Origin of the sequence: Sphingobium phenoxybenzoativorans, from assembly GCF_018286635.1 — a bacterium.
Taxonomy (GTDB): Bacteria; Pseudomonadota; Alphaproteobacteria; order Sphingomonadales; family Sphingomonadaceae; genus Sphingobium; species Sphingobium phenoxybenzoativorans.
Genome location: NZ_CP073910.1, coordinates 1,593,480 through 1,610,274 on the forward strand (window position 1 = coordinate 1,593,480; position 16,795 = coordinate 1,610,274).

The 16,795-nt window shown below is 62.5% G+C and carries 21 protein-coding genes; 16 read left to right on the plus strand and 5 right to left on the minus strand.

Translation table 11 applies throughout. The features are described 5' to 3' along the window. Positions 1 to 58: 58 nt before the first annotated feature. The gene (gene copD, locus KFK14_RS07680) at positions 59 to 991 is read right to left on the minus strand and encodes a copper homeostasis membrane protein CopD (protein WP_066556613.1); all 933 of its coding nucleotides are present in this window, start codon (positions 989 to 991) and stop codon (positions 59 to 61) included. A gap of 4 nt (positions 992 to 995) precedes the next feature. Continuing rightward, entirely contained in the window at positions 996 to 1,379 is a 384-nt protein-coding gene (gene copC / locus KFK14_RS07685) for a copper homeostasis periplasmic binding protein CopC (RefSeq protein WP_212610460.1), read from the minus strand. Positions 1,380 to 1,517: 138 nt separating this feature from the next. On the opposite strand from copC, the gene KFK14_RS07690 reads away from it, so the two are divergent. The 8 genes from KFK14_RS07690 (at position 1,518) to KFK14_RS07725 (ending at position 6,842) form a co-directional block, all read left to right on the plus strand. Further along, entirely contained in the window at positions 1,518 to 1,796 is a 279-nt protein-coding gene (locus tag KFK14_RS07690) for a hypothetical protein (protein WP_212610461.1), read from the plus strand. Then, positions 1,793 to 2,233 (plus strand): periplasmic heavy metal sensor, encoded by a 441-nt coding sequence (locus KFK14_RS07695; RefSeq protein ID WP_066556618.1) that lies wholly within the window; start codon positions 1,793 to 1,795, stop codon positions 2,231 to 2,233. The genes KFK14_RS07690 and KFK14_RS07695 overlap by 4 nt, the downstream gene beginning before the upstream one ends. Next, positions 2,230 to 2,799, plus strand: a complete 570-nt coding sequence (locus tag KFK14_RS07700) for an RNA polymerase sigma factor (RefSeq protein WP_066556621.1) — start codon at positions 2,230 to 2,232, stop codon at positions 2,797 to 2,799. Before KFK14_RS07695 ends, KFK14_RS07700 begins: the two co-directional genes overlap by 4 nt. A gap of 61 nt (positions 2,800 to 2,860) precedes the next feature. Continuing rightward, positions 2,861 to 4,615: a copper resistance system multicopper oxidase gene (locus KFK14_RS07705; protein WP_066556623.1), complete on the plus strand. Its 1,755-nt coding sequence runs from the start codon at positions 2,861 to 2,863 to the stop codon at positions 4,613 to 4,615. After that, a complete protein-coding gene (locus tag KFK14_RS07710) occupies positions 4,612 to 5,667 on the plus strand; it encodes a copper resistance protein B (RefSeq protein WP_212610462.1) in 1,056 nt (351 codons plus the stop codon). The genes KFK14_RS07705 and KFK14_RS07710 overlap by 4 nt, the downstream gene beginning before the upstream one ends. A gap of 66 nt (positions 5,668 to 5,733) precedes the next feature. Further along, positions 5,734 to 6,090 carry a hypothetical protein gene (locus tag KFK14_RS07715; protein WP_144901092.1) on the plus strand — a complete coding sequence of 119 codons (357 nt, stop codon included), beginning with the start codon at positions 5,734 to 5,736 and terminating at the stop codon, positions 6,088 to 6,090. Next, the gene (locus tag KFK14_RS07720) at positions 6,087 to 6,287 is read left to right on the plus strand and encodes a hypothetical protein (RefSeq protein ID WP_212610463.1); all 201 of its coding nucleotides are present in this window, start codon (positions 6,087 to 6,089) and stop codon (positions 6,285 to 6,287) included. Before KFK14_RS07715 ends, KFK14_RS07720 begins: the two co-directional genes overlap by 4 nt. Positions 6,288 to 6,413: 126 nt before the next feature. Further along, on the plus strand, positions 6,414 to 6,842 hold the full coding sequence (locus KFK14_RS07725; RefSeq protein WP_066556631.1) for a DUF411 domain-containing protein: 429 nt from the start codon (positions 6,414 to 6,416) through the stop codon (positions 6,840 to 6,842). 216 nt (positions 6,843 to 7,058) lie between these two features. Here the strand turns inward: KFK14_RS07725 and KFK14_RS07730 are convergent, their stop codons facing one another. Beyond that, the gene (locus KFK14_RS07730; RefSeq protein ID WP_066556635.1) at positions 7,059 to 7,409 is read right to left on the minus strand and encodes a DUF3147 family protein; all 351 of its coding nucleotides are present in this window, start codon (positions 7,407 to 7,409) and stop codon (positions 7,059 to 7,061) included. Further along, the gene (locus KFK14_RS07735; RefSeq protein ID WP_066556650.1) at positions 7,406 to 7,819 is read right to left on the minus strand and encodes a MerR family transcriptional regulator; all 414 of its coding nucleotides are present in this window, start codon (positions 7,817 to 7,819) and stop codon (positions 7,406 to 7,408) included. The genes KFK14_RS07730 and KFK14_RS07735 overlap by 4 nt, the downstream gene beginning before the upstream one ends. Positions 7,820 to 7,888: 69 nt before the next feature. On the opposite strand from KFK14_RS07735, the gene KFK14_RS07740 reads away from it, so the two are divergent. From KFK14_RS07740 to KFK14_RS07775, 8 genes are all read left to right on the plus strand, one after another. After that, positions 7,889 to 8,521 (plus strand): cation efflux transmembrane domain-containing protein, encoded by a 633-nt coding sequence (locus KFK14_RS07740; RefSeq protein WP_212610464.1) that lies wholly within the window; start codon positions 7,889 to 7,891, stop codon positions 8,519 to 8,521. Further along, positions 8,518 to 8,868, plus strand: coding sequence for a DUF3703 domain-containing protein (locus tag KFK14_RS07745; protein WP_066556653.1), 351 nt, complete (start codon positions 8,518 to 8,520; stop codon positions 8,866 to 8,868). Before KFK14_RS07740 ends, KFK14_RS07745 begins: the two co-directional genes overlap by 4 nt. 40 nt (positions 8,869 to 8,908) lie before the next feature. Continuing rightward, a complete protein-coding gene (locus KFK14_RS07750; RefSeq protein WP_066556655.1) occupies positions 8,909 to 9,241 on the plus strand; it encodes a hypothetical protein in 333 nt (110 codons plus the stop codon). A 65-nt stretch (positions 9,242 to 9,306) separates the two neighbouring features. Next, positions 9,307 to 9,765 carry a hypothetical protein gene (locus KFK14_RS07755; protein WP_144901090.1) on the plus strand — a complete coding sequence of 153 codons (459 nt, stop codon included), beginning with the start codon at positions 9,307 to 9,309 and terminating at the stop codon, positions 9,763 to 9,765. A 162-nt stretch (positions 9,766 to 9,927) separates the two neighbouring features. Continuing rightward, positions 9,928 to 11,163, plus strand: coding sequence for a TolC family protein (locus KFK14_RS07760; protein ID WP_212610465.1), 1,236 nt, complete (start codon positions 9,928 to 9,930; stop codon positions 11,161 to 11,163). Next, entirely contained in the window at positions 11,160 to 12,398 is a 1,239-nt protein-coding gene (locus tag KFK14_RS07765) for an efflux RND transporter periplasmic adaptor subunit (protein ID WP_212610466.1), read from the plus strand. Before KFK14_RS07760 ends, KFK14_RS07765 begins: the two co-directional genes overlap by 4 nt. Positions 12,399 to 12,415: 17 nt before the next feature. Further along, positions 12,416 to 15,577 (plus strand): efflux RND transporter permease subunit, encoded by a 3,162-nt coding sequence (locus KFK14_RS07770; RefSeq protein WP_066556667.1) that lies wholly within the window; start codon positions 12,416 to 12,418, stop codon positions 15,575 to 15,577. A 216-nt stretch (positions 15,578 to 15,793) separates the two neighbouring features. After that, a complete protein-coding gene (locus KFK14_RS07775; RefSeq protein WP_212610467.1) occupies positions 15,794 to 16,198 on the plus strand; it encodes a DUF302 domain-containing protein in 405 nt (134 codons plus the stop codon). Between the two features lie 79 nt (positions 16,199 to 16,277). Here KFK14_RS07775 and trxC read toward each other — a convergent pair whose 3' ends face one another. Next, on the minus strand, positions 16,278 to 16,724 hold the full coding sequence (trxC, locus tag KFK14_RS07780) for a thioredoxin TrxC (RefSeq protein ID WP_066557096.1): 447 nt from the start codon (positions 16,722 to 16,724) through the stop codon (positions 16,278 to 16,280). Between the last annotated feature and the right edge of the window lie 71 nt (positions 16,725 to 16,795).

A 16,795-nucleotide genomic window follows, 5' to 3' on the forward strand; every position in this document is an offset into this window, starting at 1 on the left:
TGCTCCTCTGGTCGCCAGCTTCATCAACCCTGACATCATGTCAGGGTCAAGCAGTAATTCATCCTTTCGCGATGGCAAGCTCCAGCGTACCCAGCCAGGCCACCAAGGCGAGGATCGTAAGGGCAGCAGACGACTCCAGAACCAGGCTTTGCCGAAGACCGCGTAACGCGTGGGCGAGGTCGTCTTGTTCGATTGCTGCACCTAGTGTGGGCGTTAGGCGCCAACAGTTGGCACTCGCCAACACCAGCATGGCAGCGAACAGTCCGAGCTTGATGAGCAGGAGTTTTCCGTAGCGCGAAGCGAACAAGGTGTCCGGATGAGGCAAGCCCATCAGGCTCAGGCTGTTGATGAGGCCCGTGAGAACGATCAACCCGACCGCAAGCGTCCCAACCCGCGAAAATTGTTCAAGAGCCCGATGCGCTATCCTGATCTGCGCATCGGATTGGTGCGCCATTGGCTGAAAGAGCAGCCAGGCGAACGCGGCAATTCCGCCGATCCAAACAGCCGCCGCCAGCATGTGGACGATGTCGCTCAGCCGGTGGAGAGTTCCGGTCCACCCTTCGGTTGCGCCGGCATGGCCCGTCCAGACCAGCGTGGCGATAGCCACCGCCGTCGAAGCAAGCAGCCAGTATCTTGCAAGGTGTGGGCTTCGGCCAAGCGCGAGGGCGGCAACCAAGGCAATTGCAACTGCCACCATACGCACGACCCAGGCGCTGCCAATGGCGCTCTGTGTGACGATTTCCCCGATGACCGAGGCATCGGCTGCCCAGAGGCTTGTCCCCATCATGGCTGCGACAAGCGCAATCATGCCGGCGCCAGACAGCAGCAGTCCGAGCAGCGAAAGGATGAGGGCAGGTTTGGCCAGCGGCAGCAAGGCAGTGCCTCGCTCCTCGGGTTTCAGCGCGTAAAGCGTGAAGGCCGTCACACCTGCCAGCACCATCAGATCGGCGTAAAGCGCGAACCGGATGGCGATGACAGGCAGGTTGTCCATGTCTTCAGCGCACGGTGAAGCTGAAGTTGCCGCCCATGCGATGTGTGTCGGCTCCGGCCGCGCTCCAGGTCACGCGGTAAGTCCCGCTGGCCAGCGGCCGACGGAGCAGCAAAGTCATCGATTTCCTGTCATTGCCGAGCCGGGCGGTGAAACCCGTGATCGGCATCGGCGCATGGTTTGCCATACCCGGCATTCCGGTCATTGCGATCTCGGCCCTTGCCGTTGCGCCGATCACGGCCTCATTGAAGCGCAGTTCGACCTTTGTCGGCGCTGCGACCGTGGCATTGGCTGTCGGGGTCGAAGACACGAGTTGCGTATGCGCGCTGGCAACCTGCGGCACGATGAGCCCCAGAGTCGCAACGGCAAAGGCAAGGCTGGGCAAACGCATCAGTTATCTCCTTGGAAATGGCTATCAGGTTGAGATACGCGGCCCGGAACAGCATCCCTCAAATTGGGCTGGTTCAATTTTTCTGAGGGATCGGGGATATGGCTGCGTATAGGATCACAAGACCTCGGGAGACCCACCATGTCCGACCTTGATCAGGCGCTCCGCCGCCTGGGCACACTTCCGGCTCCTTCGGGGCTGGCGACTATCGACGATGCTGTGCTTGCCGGACTGGCTGCGAGCCGCCGTGAGGCTGCGGCTGGGTCGCGGCTGATGGGTTTTGCCGCAGCCCTGGCGCTGGTGGTCGGCGTAGCCGGTGGCGGACTAGCGGGCAGCGAACCCGCCACGGCTCAGCCCATCTCTCCCTTTGCGCCTGACAATCCCCTCGCACCTTCGACCTTGCTGGATGTCCACCCGTGAATTGGACCACGCGGCTGATCCTGATCGCGCTTGTCGCATTTGCAGCGGCGCTGGGCGGCACTTATGCTGGCCGCGTCCTGTTCGCACCGGAAAGGCAGAGCGAGACCGAACTCCACGCCTTGCTGCACAGCGAGCTCGAACTCGATGCCGCACAGGAAGCAAAGATCGAGGCAATCGAGCAGCGTTTTGCCACACGCCGCAAGGCGCTCGAACTCGAGATGCGGGCCGCCAATGCCCATCTGGCCGAAGCGATGGAATTGGAGCACGGCTATGGTCCGCAAGTCACCACCGCCATCGACCACACCCACAAGGTCATGGGTGAAATGCAGAAGGAAACGCTTGAGCATCTCTTTGCCATGCGCGCCGTCCTGAGGCCTGATCAGGCGGCCAAATTCGACAGGTCGGTTACCAGAGCCCTTACCCCAGAAGTGCGGTGAGCCTTCCGCTGTCCGAGGGGAGCGACGGCGAGCTCGCGGCTCTGGCGCTCGCGGGCCGGCAGGACGCTTATCGCGAATTGCTGGCGCGCCACCGTGACGCTGTGTTTCGCTTGGTGCGAGCGTCAGTCGGCGATCCGCACGAGGCCATCGACGTCACCCAGGAAACCTTCATTGCCGCGTTCTCGGCCCTTGGGCGTTACGACCATGGGCGACCGTTTCTGGCATGGCTCAAGCACATTGCGCTCAACAAGTGCCGGGACTGGGGACGAAGGCGCAAGGTGCGCGCCTTCTTCACGCGCGCAGTGCCGCTCGAGATGGCTTTCGATGTTTCAGACGATGCCATTCCCGCCGATGTGCAAGCGGCAGACCGGGCCGAGCTGGCGCGCGTGACCACTGCCATATCCCGCTTGCCATCCCGTCTGCGCGAGGCCCTGGTCCTCCGCACGATCGATGGCCTCGGCCAGGCCGAAGCTGCCGAGGTGCTCGGTGTCAGCGAGAAGACGGTCGAGACCCGCCTCTACCGGGCCAGGGCGAAATTAAAGGCGATGATTGGCGACCAGATCTGAGGGCTAGGGAAAGCGGCTGCGTAAAGGACGATGAAGCCGTCAATCTTACCGGATACCACTCATGCATTCTTTTGCGCTCGATCGCCGTACCCTCATTCGTTCGGCTGCTTTGGGGGGCGGGGGCCTCGCGCTTTCGGCAGCGCTCCCCGCGTGGGCGCGCAGTGGAACTCCTGGCCTCGCAGGCCCGATGTCCGTGGTGTCCGGGGAGCAAATCGCACTATCCATCGGTCATGCCTCGCTCCGGGTCGGCGGACGTGATGGGCATGCCATCGGCATCAACGGTGCGACACCGGGCCCGGTCATCCGGTTAAAGGAGGGCCAGAAGGTTCGCCTCGCGGTGAACAACACGCTGAACGAGGAAACCTCAATTCATTGGCACGGGCTGCTCGTGCCCTTCCAGATGGACGGCGTGCCGGGGGTGAGCTTTCCGGGGATCAAGGTCGGCCAGACCTTCGTGTACGAGTTCCCCGTCAAGCAGTCTGGCACCTATTGGTATCACAGCCACTCCGGCATGCAGGAAGCGATGGGCATGTATGGCGCGATCGTCATCGATCCCGCCGCGCCCGATCCGGTCGCCTATGACCGTGAACATGTAATCATGCTCGCCGACTGGAGCTTCATGCATCCGCATACCCAGCTGCGGAAGCTGAAGGCGCAGCCTGGCTACTTCAACATGCAGAAGCAGACCCTTTCAGGCCTGCTCGCGGGCAAGGACCAGTCGGCCTCCGAACGCCGCATATGGGCCGGGATGCGGATGGACCCGACCGACATTTCCGACGTCACCGGCGCAACCTATCATTTCATGGTCAACGGCCATGACAGTGCCGCGAACTGGACCGGACTGTTCGCACCTGGCGAGCGGGTGCGCCTGCGCATCATCAATGCAGCCGCTATGACGAATTTCAATGTCCGGATTCCGGGTCTCGCGATGACGGTGGTCGCCGCAGATGGGCAAAACGTGCAGCCGGTCGAGACCGACGAATTCCAGATCGGCATCGCGGAGACCTATGACGTGATCGTCGAACCCAGGGCCGACGAGGCCTATGGCTTCATTGCCGAGGCCATCGATCGCTCCGGTCAGGTGCGCGCGACGCTTGCTCCGCGCCTCGGCATGGTCGCGCCGATTCCGCCAATCCGCGAACGTCCGCTGCTCACCATGAAGGACATGGGCATGGGCGATATGGCTGCACCCGGTGCCGATGCGAGTACAGCTGATCACGCAGCCATGGGCCACGCCATGCCCGGGATGGATCACGGCTCGATGAAGATGCGCGATCCCGCGGTCGCGCCGCAGGTCAAAATGGGACCAGGCGTTGCGACGCTTTCGCCAATGCCCATGGACCGCACGGGCGAACGTCCGACCGGTCTTGAGAAGGTCGGGCACCGGGTGCTGACCTACCGCGACCTCAAATCGCTCGCGCCCAATCCAGACAAGCGCACGCCGTCACGCGAGATCGATCTGCACCTGACCGCCAACATGGAGCGCTACATGTGGTCCTTCGACGGCGAGAAGTTCAGCGAAAATACGGAGCCAATCCCGTTCCGCCACATGGAGCGGGTGCGCATCAATCTCATTAACGACACCATGATGCCCCATCCGATTCACTTGCACGGACACTTCTTCGAACTGGTTACTGGGAGTCCCGGCCATCATCCGCTGAAACACACGGTCAACGTCCTGCCCGGCGGCAGGGTCTCGTTCGATCTGACTGCCGATGAGCTCGGCGACTGGGCATTCCACTGTCACATGCTGCTGCATATGATGTCGGGGATGTTCCGGGTCGTGACCGTGCGCCATGAGGAGGACGCGGCATGAAGGCGACCCTTCTCATCAGCGCTGCTGTCTTGTTGGCAACGCCCGGCTTTGCGGTGGCCCAATCCTCCATGCCAGGCATGGAAATGAAGGATGCGCCCGGCACAGTTGCTCGAGGCGAGGTAGCGCCGGCTGCAATGGACCATTCCGGCCATAGTCAGCCCGAAGCTGCAGTTCCCGCGCCTGTCGCAGTCGATCCCCATGCCGGACACGCTGCCGAGCCTAAGCCAGCCGGTCCGCCACGGCCTGAAGCCATCGATCACTCCGGCCATGATATGAATGCCATGACGGGCATGTCCGAGGGTGATCCGGCTATCGGAACTGCTCCCGCCCCTGCGCCGCCAGGCGACCATGCCGCGGATACCGTGTTCGATCCCGCTGAGATGGCGCGCGCGCGCGAAGCTTTACGGCGAGAGAATGGAGCCTTCAGCGGGTCGATGGTGCTCTTCGATCTCGCCGAATTCCAGGCGCGCAAGGGTAGGGACGGTTATCGTTGGGCAGGCGAGGCCTGGTTCGGCGGTGACGTCGAGCGCCTCCTGATCAAAACAGAGGGCGAGGGCGCATTCGGCGAGCCGATCGAGGATCTGGAAATCCAGGCACTCTATTCACGTGCCATCTCGCCGTTCTGGAATGCCCATGTCGGCTTGCGGCACGATATAGTGCCCAATCCCTCGCGGACTTATGCCGTGCTCGGGGTAGAGGGAATCGCGCCTTACTGGTTCCATTTGACGGGGCAGATGTTCCTCTCCGACAAGGGTGACATCCGGGCTCGCCTTGAGGGAAGCTACGATGAGCGGATCACCCAGCGCCTGATCTTCCAGCCTCGAGCGGAACTTAATTTCTCCGCTCAGGACATGCCCGTGATCGGGGTGGGATCGGGACTCACCGACTTCGAACTGGGTGCGCGCTTGCGCTATGAGATCCGACGCGAGCTCGCGCCCTATGTTGGCGTGGAATGGAGCCGGAAGGCGGGTGACACCGCGCGTTTGGCACGGCTCGCAGGAGAAGATCCAGATGCGGTCAGTTTTGTCGCTGGCGTCAGGGTCTGGTTCTGATTCTGATGGCAATGCACAAAGACTTTGGCTGGACCGACGGGTCGCAAGGGAGCAGGACTTGATGCTATGAAATCGGTCGTCGCTCTCATTGTTGCGCTAGCATTGGCGTTCGGCGCAGGACCGCTTTGTGCCGCCCCGGCAGCGGCTTCGATGCAGACTGCTAACATGGAATGCGGCGACATGCCGGGAAGCGGCGACCGCTCACATCATCATGGCGCACCGGACGTGGCGCGGGTCTGTCATGCGTGCCTCTTTGCTGCGCCTGCCATCGGCACCAATCTGAATGCCATACGATGGGACTGGATCGGCCCGGAGATCCGGGCGCCCCAAAGCCTGTCCGGATTGAAGTCCGAGCCACCGACACCGCCCCCGCGCCAGCCGGTTTCCCGATCCGTTTCAATCTTATCTGGAGAATACACATGAAATCCAAGTATCTTCTGGGCGCCCTGGTGCTCTCGCTTTCTACAGCCGCGTTTGCAGCCGAGCCTGGACCGACGCCAGAGAAGTCGTGCTGTTGCTGCAAGAAGGACGAGCTCGGCCAAATGGCCTGCTGCAAGGAGCATGGCGAGCAGGCTGGTGAGCATGCTGGTCACGACATGAGCGGCATGGATCACAAGTAAGCAATGGTGCGCGGAGGGTGGTCCGCTACCCTCCGCGTATTGCCATGTGAGTACTGGCAAATGCGGACTGGACCTTAGTTTACACCGGAGCGGTTCAGCGGCCACCCGCGGATAAGGAGATCACATATGCGAAAGCTCGTTTTGGCACTGGCGCTGTTTTCGACCCCCGCGCTAGCGGCAGGCGACATCCTGATGCATCGCGATCCGGGGTGTGGCTGCTGCGAACAATGGGCTGCGCGGGTTCGGCAGGCCTTCGGCAGAAATGTGCGAATCGTCGATGACGCGAACCGTACCGCGTTCCAGCGGCAGGTGGGTCTTCCCGCAAACCTGGTGTCATGCCACACCGCGATCGTGGACGGGATCGCCTTCGAGGGACACGTTCCTATTGCGGACATGCGCCGCGTACTGGCGAGCCGCCCGAAAGGTGTTCGTGGGCTTGCAGTTGCGGGAATGCCCATCGGATCGCCGGGCATGGAGGTGCCGGGTGTTCGCGCGCAACGGTATAACGTCATTGCCTTCGGGGCCGCGCGCACCAGCGTATACGCACAGCATTAGTCGTCGCATTAAAAGCGAGCGTCTTAATCTCCGCTCCCGCGAAACCCGGAGCACATCCGGGCAAATCGAATGAGAGCGGGGCAAGATGCTTCCGCGAGTTGTGTTACGTTTGGAGCGGGGGCGTTTTCGCCTTGATCGCGATGAAGGCCGCGCCTGCAGTCGTCCTTCGCCCAAGCCAGCCCGCTCGGACGTACCACGCAATTCGGAGAGGCGCTTTCACAGCCGAACATCCCAACGAGCGAGTAGCGCCGCCATGCCGACGTACAGGACGATGGTGAGAGCGCAGCCGGCCGCGAGTGCGGGCCAGAACGCGAAGCCGCGCTTGAGCAGAACCGGGATCAGCAGGAAGATCGGCAGGCTCGGAAGAACGTACCAGAACGTGGCTTGCGAATAGCTGGCCGTACGCGCTGCGTCGCCAGTGTCGCGCCAGAGCCAGATCATGCTGAGCACGGCGACAAGCGGGAGCGATGCCAGCAATGCGCCAAGTCCAGCGCTCCGGCGGGCGACTTCGGAAACCACAACAATGATGATCGCCGAGATAGCGGTTTTGACGACCAGATAGATCATTCGTGGTCTCCGTTGCACATGGTGTGATCCCCCAGCGCCTCGATCACGCGACAATCGGCGGCAAGTCCGCCCCGGCAGCGACCGATAATGCGCGATAGTTCGTCGCGCAGGGTAACGAGTTGGCCGATCTTCTCTTCGACCTGCGCCAGATGCCGGGTGGCGATCCGGTCGGCCTCGCAGCACTCGCGCTCGGGATGGTCGGCCAGATCGAGCAGCGAGCGCACTTCCTCGATGGTGAAGCCCAACTCGCGTGAATGACGGACGAAAGCGAGCCGCGTGCGATGCGCTTCGCCATAGGAGCGATAATTGCCCGCAGTCCGGGCCGGTTCGGGCAACAAACCGATCCGCTCGTAATAGCGGATCGTCTCGATGTTGGTGCCGGTCGCCCTGGACAGTTCGCCGATTTTCATCGCTTGACCCTGTAGTTGCTACAGGGTGCATATAGAGGGCCGACTCGAACGAACCAAGGAGTTTCGGCCATGGCGGACAGTTGCTGCGCCAGTTCCTGCAGTGACGACACCGCGCGCAATGATCCTGCGTGGCGCAGGGCGTTGTGGATCGCGCTCGTCGTCAATGCCGTGATGTTTTTCGTCGAGATCATCGCGGGTGCCGCATCGGGATCCCGCTCGCTACAGGCTGACGCGCTCGATTTTCTGGGCGATGCCGCAAACTACGCGATCAGCCTTGGCGTCGCCGGAATGGCGCTTGTCTGGCGGGCGCGGACCGCGCTGGTCAAAGGGCTGACCATTCTGGCCTTTGCACTCGGGGTGATGGTCTCGGCGGTCTGGGGCCTTGTTGCTGGAACCCAGCCCGATCCTTGGGCGATGACAGGCATCGGCGCTTTCGCGCTGGTGACGAACATCTCGGTGGCGCTCCTGCTCTATCGTTTCCGGTCGGGTGACGCCAACATGCGATCAGTCTGGGTCTGCTCGCGCAACGATGCGATCAACAACCTGCTGGTGATTGGCGCGGGCTTCGTGGTGCTGTGGACGGGCAGCGGCCTCCCCGACCTCGTCGTCGCGCTCATCATGGCGCTTCTCGGGCTTCAAGGTGGATGGCAGGTGGTTCGGCAGGCTCGATATGAACTTGCGGCAAGAGGGGTTCCGGTATGAAGCAGCTCGAAACCGCATATTGGGCGGAGATCGGTGCTTTCCGGCAAGCGAGGGCTGGCCAGGACGCGGCCGATGCCTGGCACTATCTGGAACGCGCGCATATCCTTTCTCAGCAGATCCTGCGGCTCCACCTCCATGCCCATGCCGTCATGCTCATCTTTGCCATTTCCCGGCGCGAATGGCGCGAAGCGCGCGGACAAGTTCTGCGTCTGATGCTTGCACCCCTCGGCGCGCTGCTGGGCCGCATTCCTCTGGGGAACACTGGTCGAGCATCGGTCAGCGCCTTCGTGCCCATGTCGATCCCAGAGGAGCTTCGTCATGTTCTGGGCCAGGAACAGTGCAAGTGATGCGTTTGCTGCTGCTGTATTGCTCTGCTAGGTGGAAACGATGAGGGGCATTGTTCTCCAGTTCCTGATTCTGTTCTCGGTGCTTTGCGCCGGTTTTCATGCGCCTGCCGCTGCCCATGACGACCACGGTCAGGCCACAGTTCTTGTGGCTGATGCGCACCATGCTGACGCCCACGAAGATTTCTCCGACGATTCTTCCTCGGATCCCTCGCAGGAACTCTATCATCATCACCATTGCCCCATGACGACGGTATTTGATGGCAGCGACGGCGCGATGCTGGCCTTCGCAAACAAAGAGTTGCTCTGGCCGAGCAAGGCTGCGGCGCTCGCCTCGCTGATGCCAACTCCGCCAACCGAGCCCCCAGCAGCCTGAGATCCCAGCTTTGCGCGCGCCGGGCAGCCCGGCGTTGAATCTGGTATTTTCAGGATTATTTCCACATGCGATACTTGCTTATGGGCGCAATTGCGCCTGCGGCGCTCATGGCCGCTACCCCCGTCGATGCGCGCCCGGCCCGTGTTGATATCCCCATTCAGATTGACCCGAATTCATCGGTCTATGTGCTTTGGGTCAAAGTAAAGGCTGAAGGCGACCACACGATTGTCAGTGGCTACGTTCGCCAAAAGCGCTGGTTCGCCCGAAGCCGCGGCCATCTTCACATCGCGTTCATGAGGCAAGGCCAGCAGGTCGCCTGTCAGGAAAGCGACTGGAAGAAGTACCGATATCGTTCCCGGGGGCAGTGGCGTTTCACAAGTTCGGTGCAGATTGCCGCCTCTACAATCGATAGTGTCCAAATCTCGCACGTTGACCATGAACGGGTGCCCGACAGCACCCCGATATCCATGACAGTCTGCCCGGGATCGACTGTAGACACCGAACATCATGCCGGCGGTGCATAAGATGGCATCCCGATTGTTGATGGCTTCAACCATTCGAATGAGTGATTTGCCGGTCGGGGGTGCCGAGGTTTCCCTGATTGGCTGGCTTTCCCGACGTGCCCTGAATGCCCCGCGTGTCGAAGACACGCGCGAGCAAACTGAAAGCGTTTCAGGAGTGTTCCCATGACTTTGACATTGCGCGCCGGCCTATTGGCCGGCTTGGCGCTGGCCTTGCCCATAGCGGCAAGTGCGGAACCCGTAAGTCTGGACGAGGCCGTCCGCCGCGCCATTGCGGCATCGCCCGCGATCCAGGCCCAGGAGGCAGGCATCCGGTCTGCAAGGGCGGGGCGCAGCCAGGCCGATGTTCGTCCCAATCCCGTCCTGTCAGTCGAAGCCGAAAACATCGCCGGCACCGGCGCCTATGACGTCTATCGGCAGGCCGAGACGACCGTCACTTATGCCCAGACCATCGAACGCGGGGGCAAGCGCGATGCGCGGATCGCCTATGCCGAACGTGACATCGGTGTCGCGGAGGCTTCGGCGCGCCTCACCCGGCTCGACCTCGCCGAAGCAGTGCAACGCACATTCATCGACCTGCAGTTCGCCGAAGAAGTTGTCTGGCTTGCCGAACGACGCCTCGAAACCGAGCGCGCCATGCAGACCGAAGCGCTGCGCCGGGTACGCGGCTACAAGGATCCGCTCTTCGTCGAAACCCGCGCCGAAGCTCGCGTAGCCCAGGCACGGCTTGCGCTCGACGAGGCCCGGTCACGCCGCAATGCCGCCCGCGCGAGGCTGGCCTCGTTCTGGGGCGGCAAGGCAGAAGATGTCGAGGTGCCGCGCGGGATCGAGAAGCCGGACGATCACCTGCACCAGTTGGCCGCTGCCGACAGTGCGCTTGCATCTGCCACGGTGGAACGGGCGCAGGCGGCGGTCGTGGTCGAACAGACGCGCGGCGTGCAGGATTACACGGTGAGCGGCGGCGTGCGGCATCTGCGCGAGACGGGCGATGTCGCACTGGTGGCCGGGATCTCGATCCCGCTGGGCCGTTTCGACCGCAATCGGGGCAACATCGAGCGCGCGCAGGCCGAGCGGCAACGGATCGAACTGCTGGCCGAAGCGGCCCGCCTTGACCGTCTGCGCCAGTTGGCCTCGCTCAGGGCCGAGGCTGATGCCGCCCGGATGCGCGCCGACGGGATCATGCAGGATGTCTATCCCAAGGCGGTCCGCACACTCCAGCAGGTCCGCGAAGGCTACAATCGCGGCGGTTTCCGTTTCAGCGATGTGCAGGACGGTGCCGACGCCATCATCGAGGTTCAGTCGCAGTGGGTCGAAGCAATGACCCGCTACCGCGACATCCTGTCCCAGATCGACCGGCTGACCGGACGCTTCGACGTCGTCGCCGGGGAGGAAGTACAATGAAAAACATCCGTTTCACCGCCGCTATCGCGGCACTCGCTCTTGCCCTCCCGCTTGCCGCCTGTGGTTCCGGTCCGGCACCCGCGGAACATGGCGAGGAGGGGGCCGAAGCCGAGCAAGGCCCCAACGGCGGGCGTCTCCTGAAGGATGGCGATTTTGCCGTTGAGGTCACAGTGTTCGAAACCGGGCAGGAACCGCAGTTCAGGGTCTATGCCAGCCGAGGTGGCCAACCGGTCGATCCGGGGTCCGTGCAGCTGACCATGACGCTCCGGCGACTGGGGGGCGAGGTCAACACTTTTGCTTTCAAGCCCGAAGGCAAGTTCCTTGCCGGTCAGGGCGTGGTCGAGGAACCCCACAGCTTCGACGTCGAGGTGGTCGCGGTCGAAAACGGCAAGCGGCACGTCTGGAAATACGCCAGTCCCGAAGGCCGCACGCATATCACGGCAGAGGCGGCCAAGGCGGGCGGCATCGAGATACTGACCGCAGGTCCGGCGTTAATCGGCGAGACACGCGAACTCTTCGGCACTGTCGCACTCGACCCATCTGCCCGTTCGGAAATCCGTGGCCAGTTTCCGGGCCGCGTCGTCAGCGTGACCAAGGCCGTGGGCGACTATGTCCAGCGGGGGCAATTGCTGGCGCGCATCGAGTCGAGCGAGAGCCTGCAAGTCTATCCGGTCTATGCGACCGTCAGCGGCGTGGTCGCCGAGCGTAACGGCAACCCCGGTAACGTGACCGGTGATCGCGCGCTCTATGTCATCACCGACCCCGCCCAGACCTCGGTCGTCTTCAACATCTTCCCCAAGGATCTGGCGGCGATCCAGCCCGGCATGCGGGTAGAAATCGAAGCCATGGACGGCACGCCCGTCGCGGCCAGCCAGCTCGGGGGCTATTTGCCCGAAGGTAATGCCGAGGCCGGAACGGCGCTGGTGCGAACCTCTGTCCCCAATCGGGGGGGGCGGCTCCGTGCCGGCATGGCATTGCGCGGCAAGGTGGTGGTGAATGCCGTCACCGTGCCACTGGCCGTGCGGACCGAAGCCATCCAGCCGTTCCGCGACTTCAAGGTCGTCTTTGCCAATTTCGGCCAGGACTACGAAGTTCGCATGCTCGAGCTGGGGCGCTCATCGCCCGAGTGGACCGAAGTGCTGAGCGGCATCAAGCCGGGCACGCCTTATGCCGCCAAGGGCTCCTTCCTCATCCGCGCCGACATCGAGAAGTCGGGCGCGAGCCATGATCATTGAGCGGGAGAGATAGCGCCATGCTTGCCCGCATCATCGGCTTTTCCATTCGCCAGCGCTGGTTCGTCCTCGCGGTTGTCGCCCTTTTATCTGCCATCGGCGTGTGGAGCGCGACCAAGCTGCCCATCGACGCCGTACCCGACATCACTAACGTACAGGTCCAGATCAACACGGAGGCCGAAGGCTATTCCCCGCTCGAATCCGAGCAGCGCATCACATTTCCCATCGAGACGGCGATCGCCGGCGTTCCGGGTCTTTCCTACACGCGCTCGATCTCGCGCTATGGCCTGAGCCAGGTCACGGTGGTGTTCGAGGACGGCACCGACACCTATTTCGCCCGCCAGCAGGTCAACGAGCGCCTGCAAGCGGTCAGGTCGCAACTGCCGGCCGGGATCGAGCCGGAAATGGGGCCGATCGCCACCGGGCTCGGCGAAATCTTCATGTTCGCGATCGAACCAAAGCCCGGCGCAACCAAACCCGATGGCAGTCCCTGGACGGCAACCGATCTCAGGACCCTGTCCGATTGGGTGGTGCGGCCGCAGATGCGCACCATTCCCGGCGTGGCCGAGGTGAACACCATCGGCGGCTACGAACGGCAATACCATGTCACGCCCAACCCGGCGCAGTTGGCCGCGCTCAATCTGTCGCTGAACGATCTTGTCGAGGCACTGGAACGCAACAACGCCAATCGCGGCGCGGGCTATGTCGAGCGCGGCGGCGAGCAGATCCTGATCCGCGTTCCCGGGCAGGCGGCCAATGAAGCAGACCTCTCGCAGATCCTCGTTGCGACGCGCGGCGGCGTGCCGATCCGCGTCGGTGACGTGGCCGAAGTTGTGATCGGGTCCGAACTGCGCACAGGTGCCGCAACCGAAAATGCGAAGGAGATCGTGCTCGGAACCATCTTCATGCGGACTGGCGAAAACCCCCGGATTGTTGCCCAGGCTGCTGCGGAGAAGCTCAAGCAGGCGACAGCTTCGCTACCCGCAGGCGTGGTGGCGCACCCGCTCTATGACCGTACCGAACTGGTCGACCGCACGATCGCCACTGTCGAGAAGAACCTCGCCGAGGGGGCATTGCTCGTGATTGTGGTCCTGTTCCTGCTGCTCGGCAATTTCCGGGCGGCTCTGATCACGGCTGCGGTGATCCCGATCGCCATGCTCATGACGCTGACCGGCATGCTGGCGACCCGAACCTCTGCGAACCTGATGAGCCTGGGTGCGCTCGATTTCGGCCTGATCGTCGACGGAGCGGTCATCATCGTCGAGAACTGCCTGCGACGATTGGGCGAAGCCCAGCATCGAATGGGCCGCTTGCTCGATCGCGACGAGCGGTTTGGCCTCGTGGCCAAGGCGAGCGCCGAAGTCATCCGCCCCTCGATCTTCGGCATCGTCATCATTACCGCGGTGTATCTGCCGATTTTCGCGCTTGAAGGCATTGAGGGCAAAACCTTCCATCCCATGGCGACCACCGTCGTGCTGGCCTTGACGGCGGCGCTGATCCTCTCGCTGACGCTTGTGCCCGCTGCCGTTGCCCTCTTCGTCACCGGCAAGGTGGAGGAAAAGGAAAACCGCGTCATGCGCTGGATGAGCGAGCGGTACGCGCCGCTCCTCGACAAGGCCTTGGCTCGGCCGAAGCTCGCTGTTGCCTTTGCCGTCCTGCTTGTCACCCTCAGCGCTGCGGGAGCAACACGGTTAGGGTCGGAGTTCATCCCCAACCTCGATGAAGGCGACATCGCGATGCACGCGCTGCGTATTCCGGGCACCAGTCTTGGCCAGGCAGTGCAGATGCAGGAGTCACTGGAGAAACGTATCCGGCAGTTCCCGGAGGTGGAGCGCGTCTTTGCGAAGATCGGTACGGCCGATGTCGCGACCGACCCCATGCCACCATCGGTCGCGGACAATTTCATCATGCTCAAGGACAGGAGCGAATGGCCCGACCCGCGCAAGCCGCGTGACCAGCTTGTGGCCGAACTGAACAAGGCGGTGTCGGAGATTCCCGGGAACAACTACGAGTTCACCCAGCCGGTGCAGATGCGCATGAACGAGTTGATCGCGGGCGTGCGCGCCGATGTGGCGATCAAGCTGTTCGGCGACGACCTCGAGCAGCTGCTAAAGAGCGGCGATGCCATCAACGACGTGGCGGCGTCTATCCCCGGGGCTGAGGATGTGAAGCTCGAGCAGGTCACGGGCCTGCCGATGCTCTCGGTCACACCGCGCCGTGACATGCTCGCACGCTATGGCATCAGCATGGCCGAGGTTCAGGATGCCGTGGCCACGGCAACTGGCGGCCGCAAGGCGGGCGAGGTGTTCGAGGGCGACCGGCGCTTTGCCGTCGTCGTGCGCCTGCCCGAAGCGCTGCGGACGGACTTACCGGCACTCGGCAATCTGCCCGTTCGGCTTGCAGCCGGCGGGACAGTACCGCTGTCACAACTGGCTGACATCTCACTCTCGGCCGGACCCAATCAGATCAGCCGTGAGAACGGCAAGCGCCGCGCCGTGATCACCGCCAACGTGCGCGGCCGGGATCTGGGATCCTTCATCACCGAACTGCGGGAGAAGGTCGGCGCCGAAGTCGAACTGCCGACCGGCTACTACGTTGAATACGGCGGCACGTTCGAACAGCTCCAGTCGGCCAAGACCCGGCTGCAGGTGGTCGTGCCGCTTGTGCTGCTGTTGATCTTCGGGCTGCTGTTCACGCTGTTCGGATCGACGAAGGATGCGGCTATCGTCTTCTCGGGCGTGCCGCTCGCATTGACTGGCGGGGTGGCGGCCCTGGCATTGCGCGGGATCCCGATGTCGATCTCCGCCGGGATCGGGTTCATCGCCTTGTCGGGTGTTGCGGTGCTCAACGGTGTCGTCATGCTGTCCTTCATACGCGACCTGCGCGAACGCGGCCTGGGAGCACTAGAGGCGGTGCGCGAGGGCGCGCTGACACGCCTGCGCCCGGTGATGATGACGGCTCTCGTGGCATCGCTCGGCTTCGTACCGATGGCGCTGAACGTCGGTGCCGGTTCCGAAGTGCAGCGGCCGCTCGCGACTGTCGTGATCGGCGGGATCATTTCCTCGACGATACTCACATTGCTCGTTCTTCCAGCGCTCTATGCTCTGGTTCATCGGAAAAAGGACGAAGAAAATCTCACGGACGTGGGACCAATGGAGCCTCAACCGGCCAGCGGGGGATGACGCACGGCATCAAGGTGCTGACGATGAACAACGCAGACGACTGCATTCGGGTGCAGTTTGACAGCAGTTCTTGTTGGCACCTTGAAGCTGTGAAGCGCACACTCGATGGAACGCCAATCAGTCACTGCGCGTGCGGTGGTTTGATTGCCGCAAACAGCTGGCGAGTCGGCGTGATAGGCTGATTTGGCCGAACTGCTGAATTTGAGAGGATCAAAGATGACGTACTATATGGCCGCCAAGCTTCAGGGTCCGTTCGATGATGCCATTGCGCGCACCGAAGCTGCCCTTAAAACCGAAGGGTTTGGTGTCATCAGCCGGATCGATATCCAGCAGACACTCAAGTCGAAGATCGACGTCGATTTCCGGCCTTACACAATTCTTGGGGCGTGCAATCCAGGCCTGGCCCATGAGGCGTTGCAGGTGGAAGACAAGGTCGGGCTGATGCTGCCCTGTAATGTCATTGTCCAACAGTACGGCTCCGGCGAGGTCGAAGTTGCCGCGATTGATCCGGTGGTCTCAATGCAGGCAATCGATAATCCAGAATTGACGAAGGCTGCGCAGGTAGTTCGTGACAAGCTCTCGCGGGTTATCGAACTTTTGCGTCAAGGCGCATCTGAATAATGTCTCGGTCCCATGCCAGAGACGGTGCCGCTGGCAGCGCCAGCTTCTCGCATACGGACGCCGCATTTAGCACCATATTCTATGCAGGAAGGGCCTGCCGCACCCAGGTGACAATGGCAGTAGCTGACATCGCGCCAGATTGGCGGGCAACCTCACGCCCCTTTGAAAATAGGATCAGGGTCGGGATCGAGCGGATTCCATAGCGGGCAGCAACGGCCTGATCGGCTTCCGTGTCCAGCATTCCTAGACGCACTCTGGGTTCGAGTTGGCCGGCGGCCGCAGTGAAGGCGGGAGCCATCTGCTGGCAAGGACCGCACCAGGTTGCCCAGAAATCAACGAGCAGCGGAATGTCGCTTTTGGTAGCGTGTGCACCAAAGTTGGCTGCGGTGAGAACCAAGGGCTGCTTTAGGAATAGCAGCGATCCGCATCGGCCGCACTTGCCTCCCGCGAGAAGCTTATCCTTCGGCACCCGATTTGCAGTCGAGCACGACGGGCAGATCACGATCATCGCACCCGAATTGGTCATTTGGTCACCTCGTACCGCAGGGATGGGATCGCGGAACTCAAATATAAGCCGCAGGCCTGACGACTTTGAGA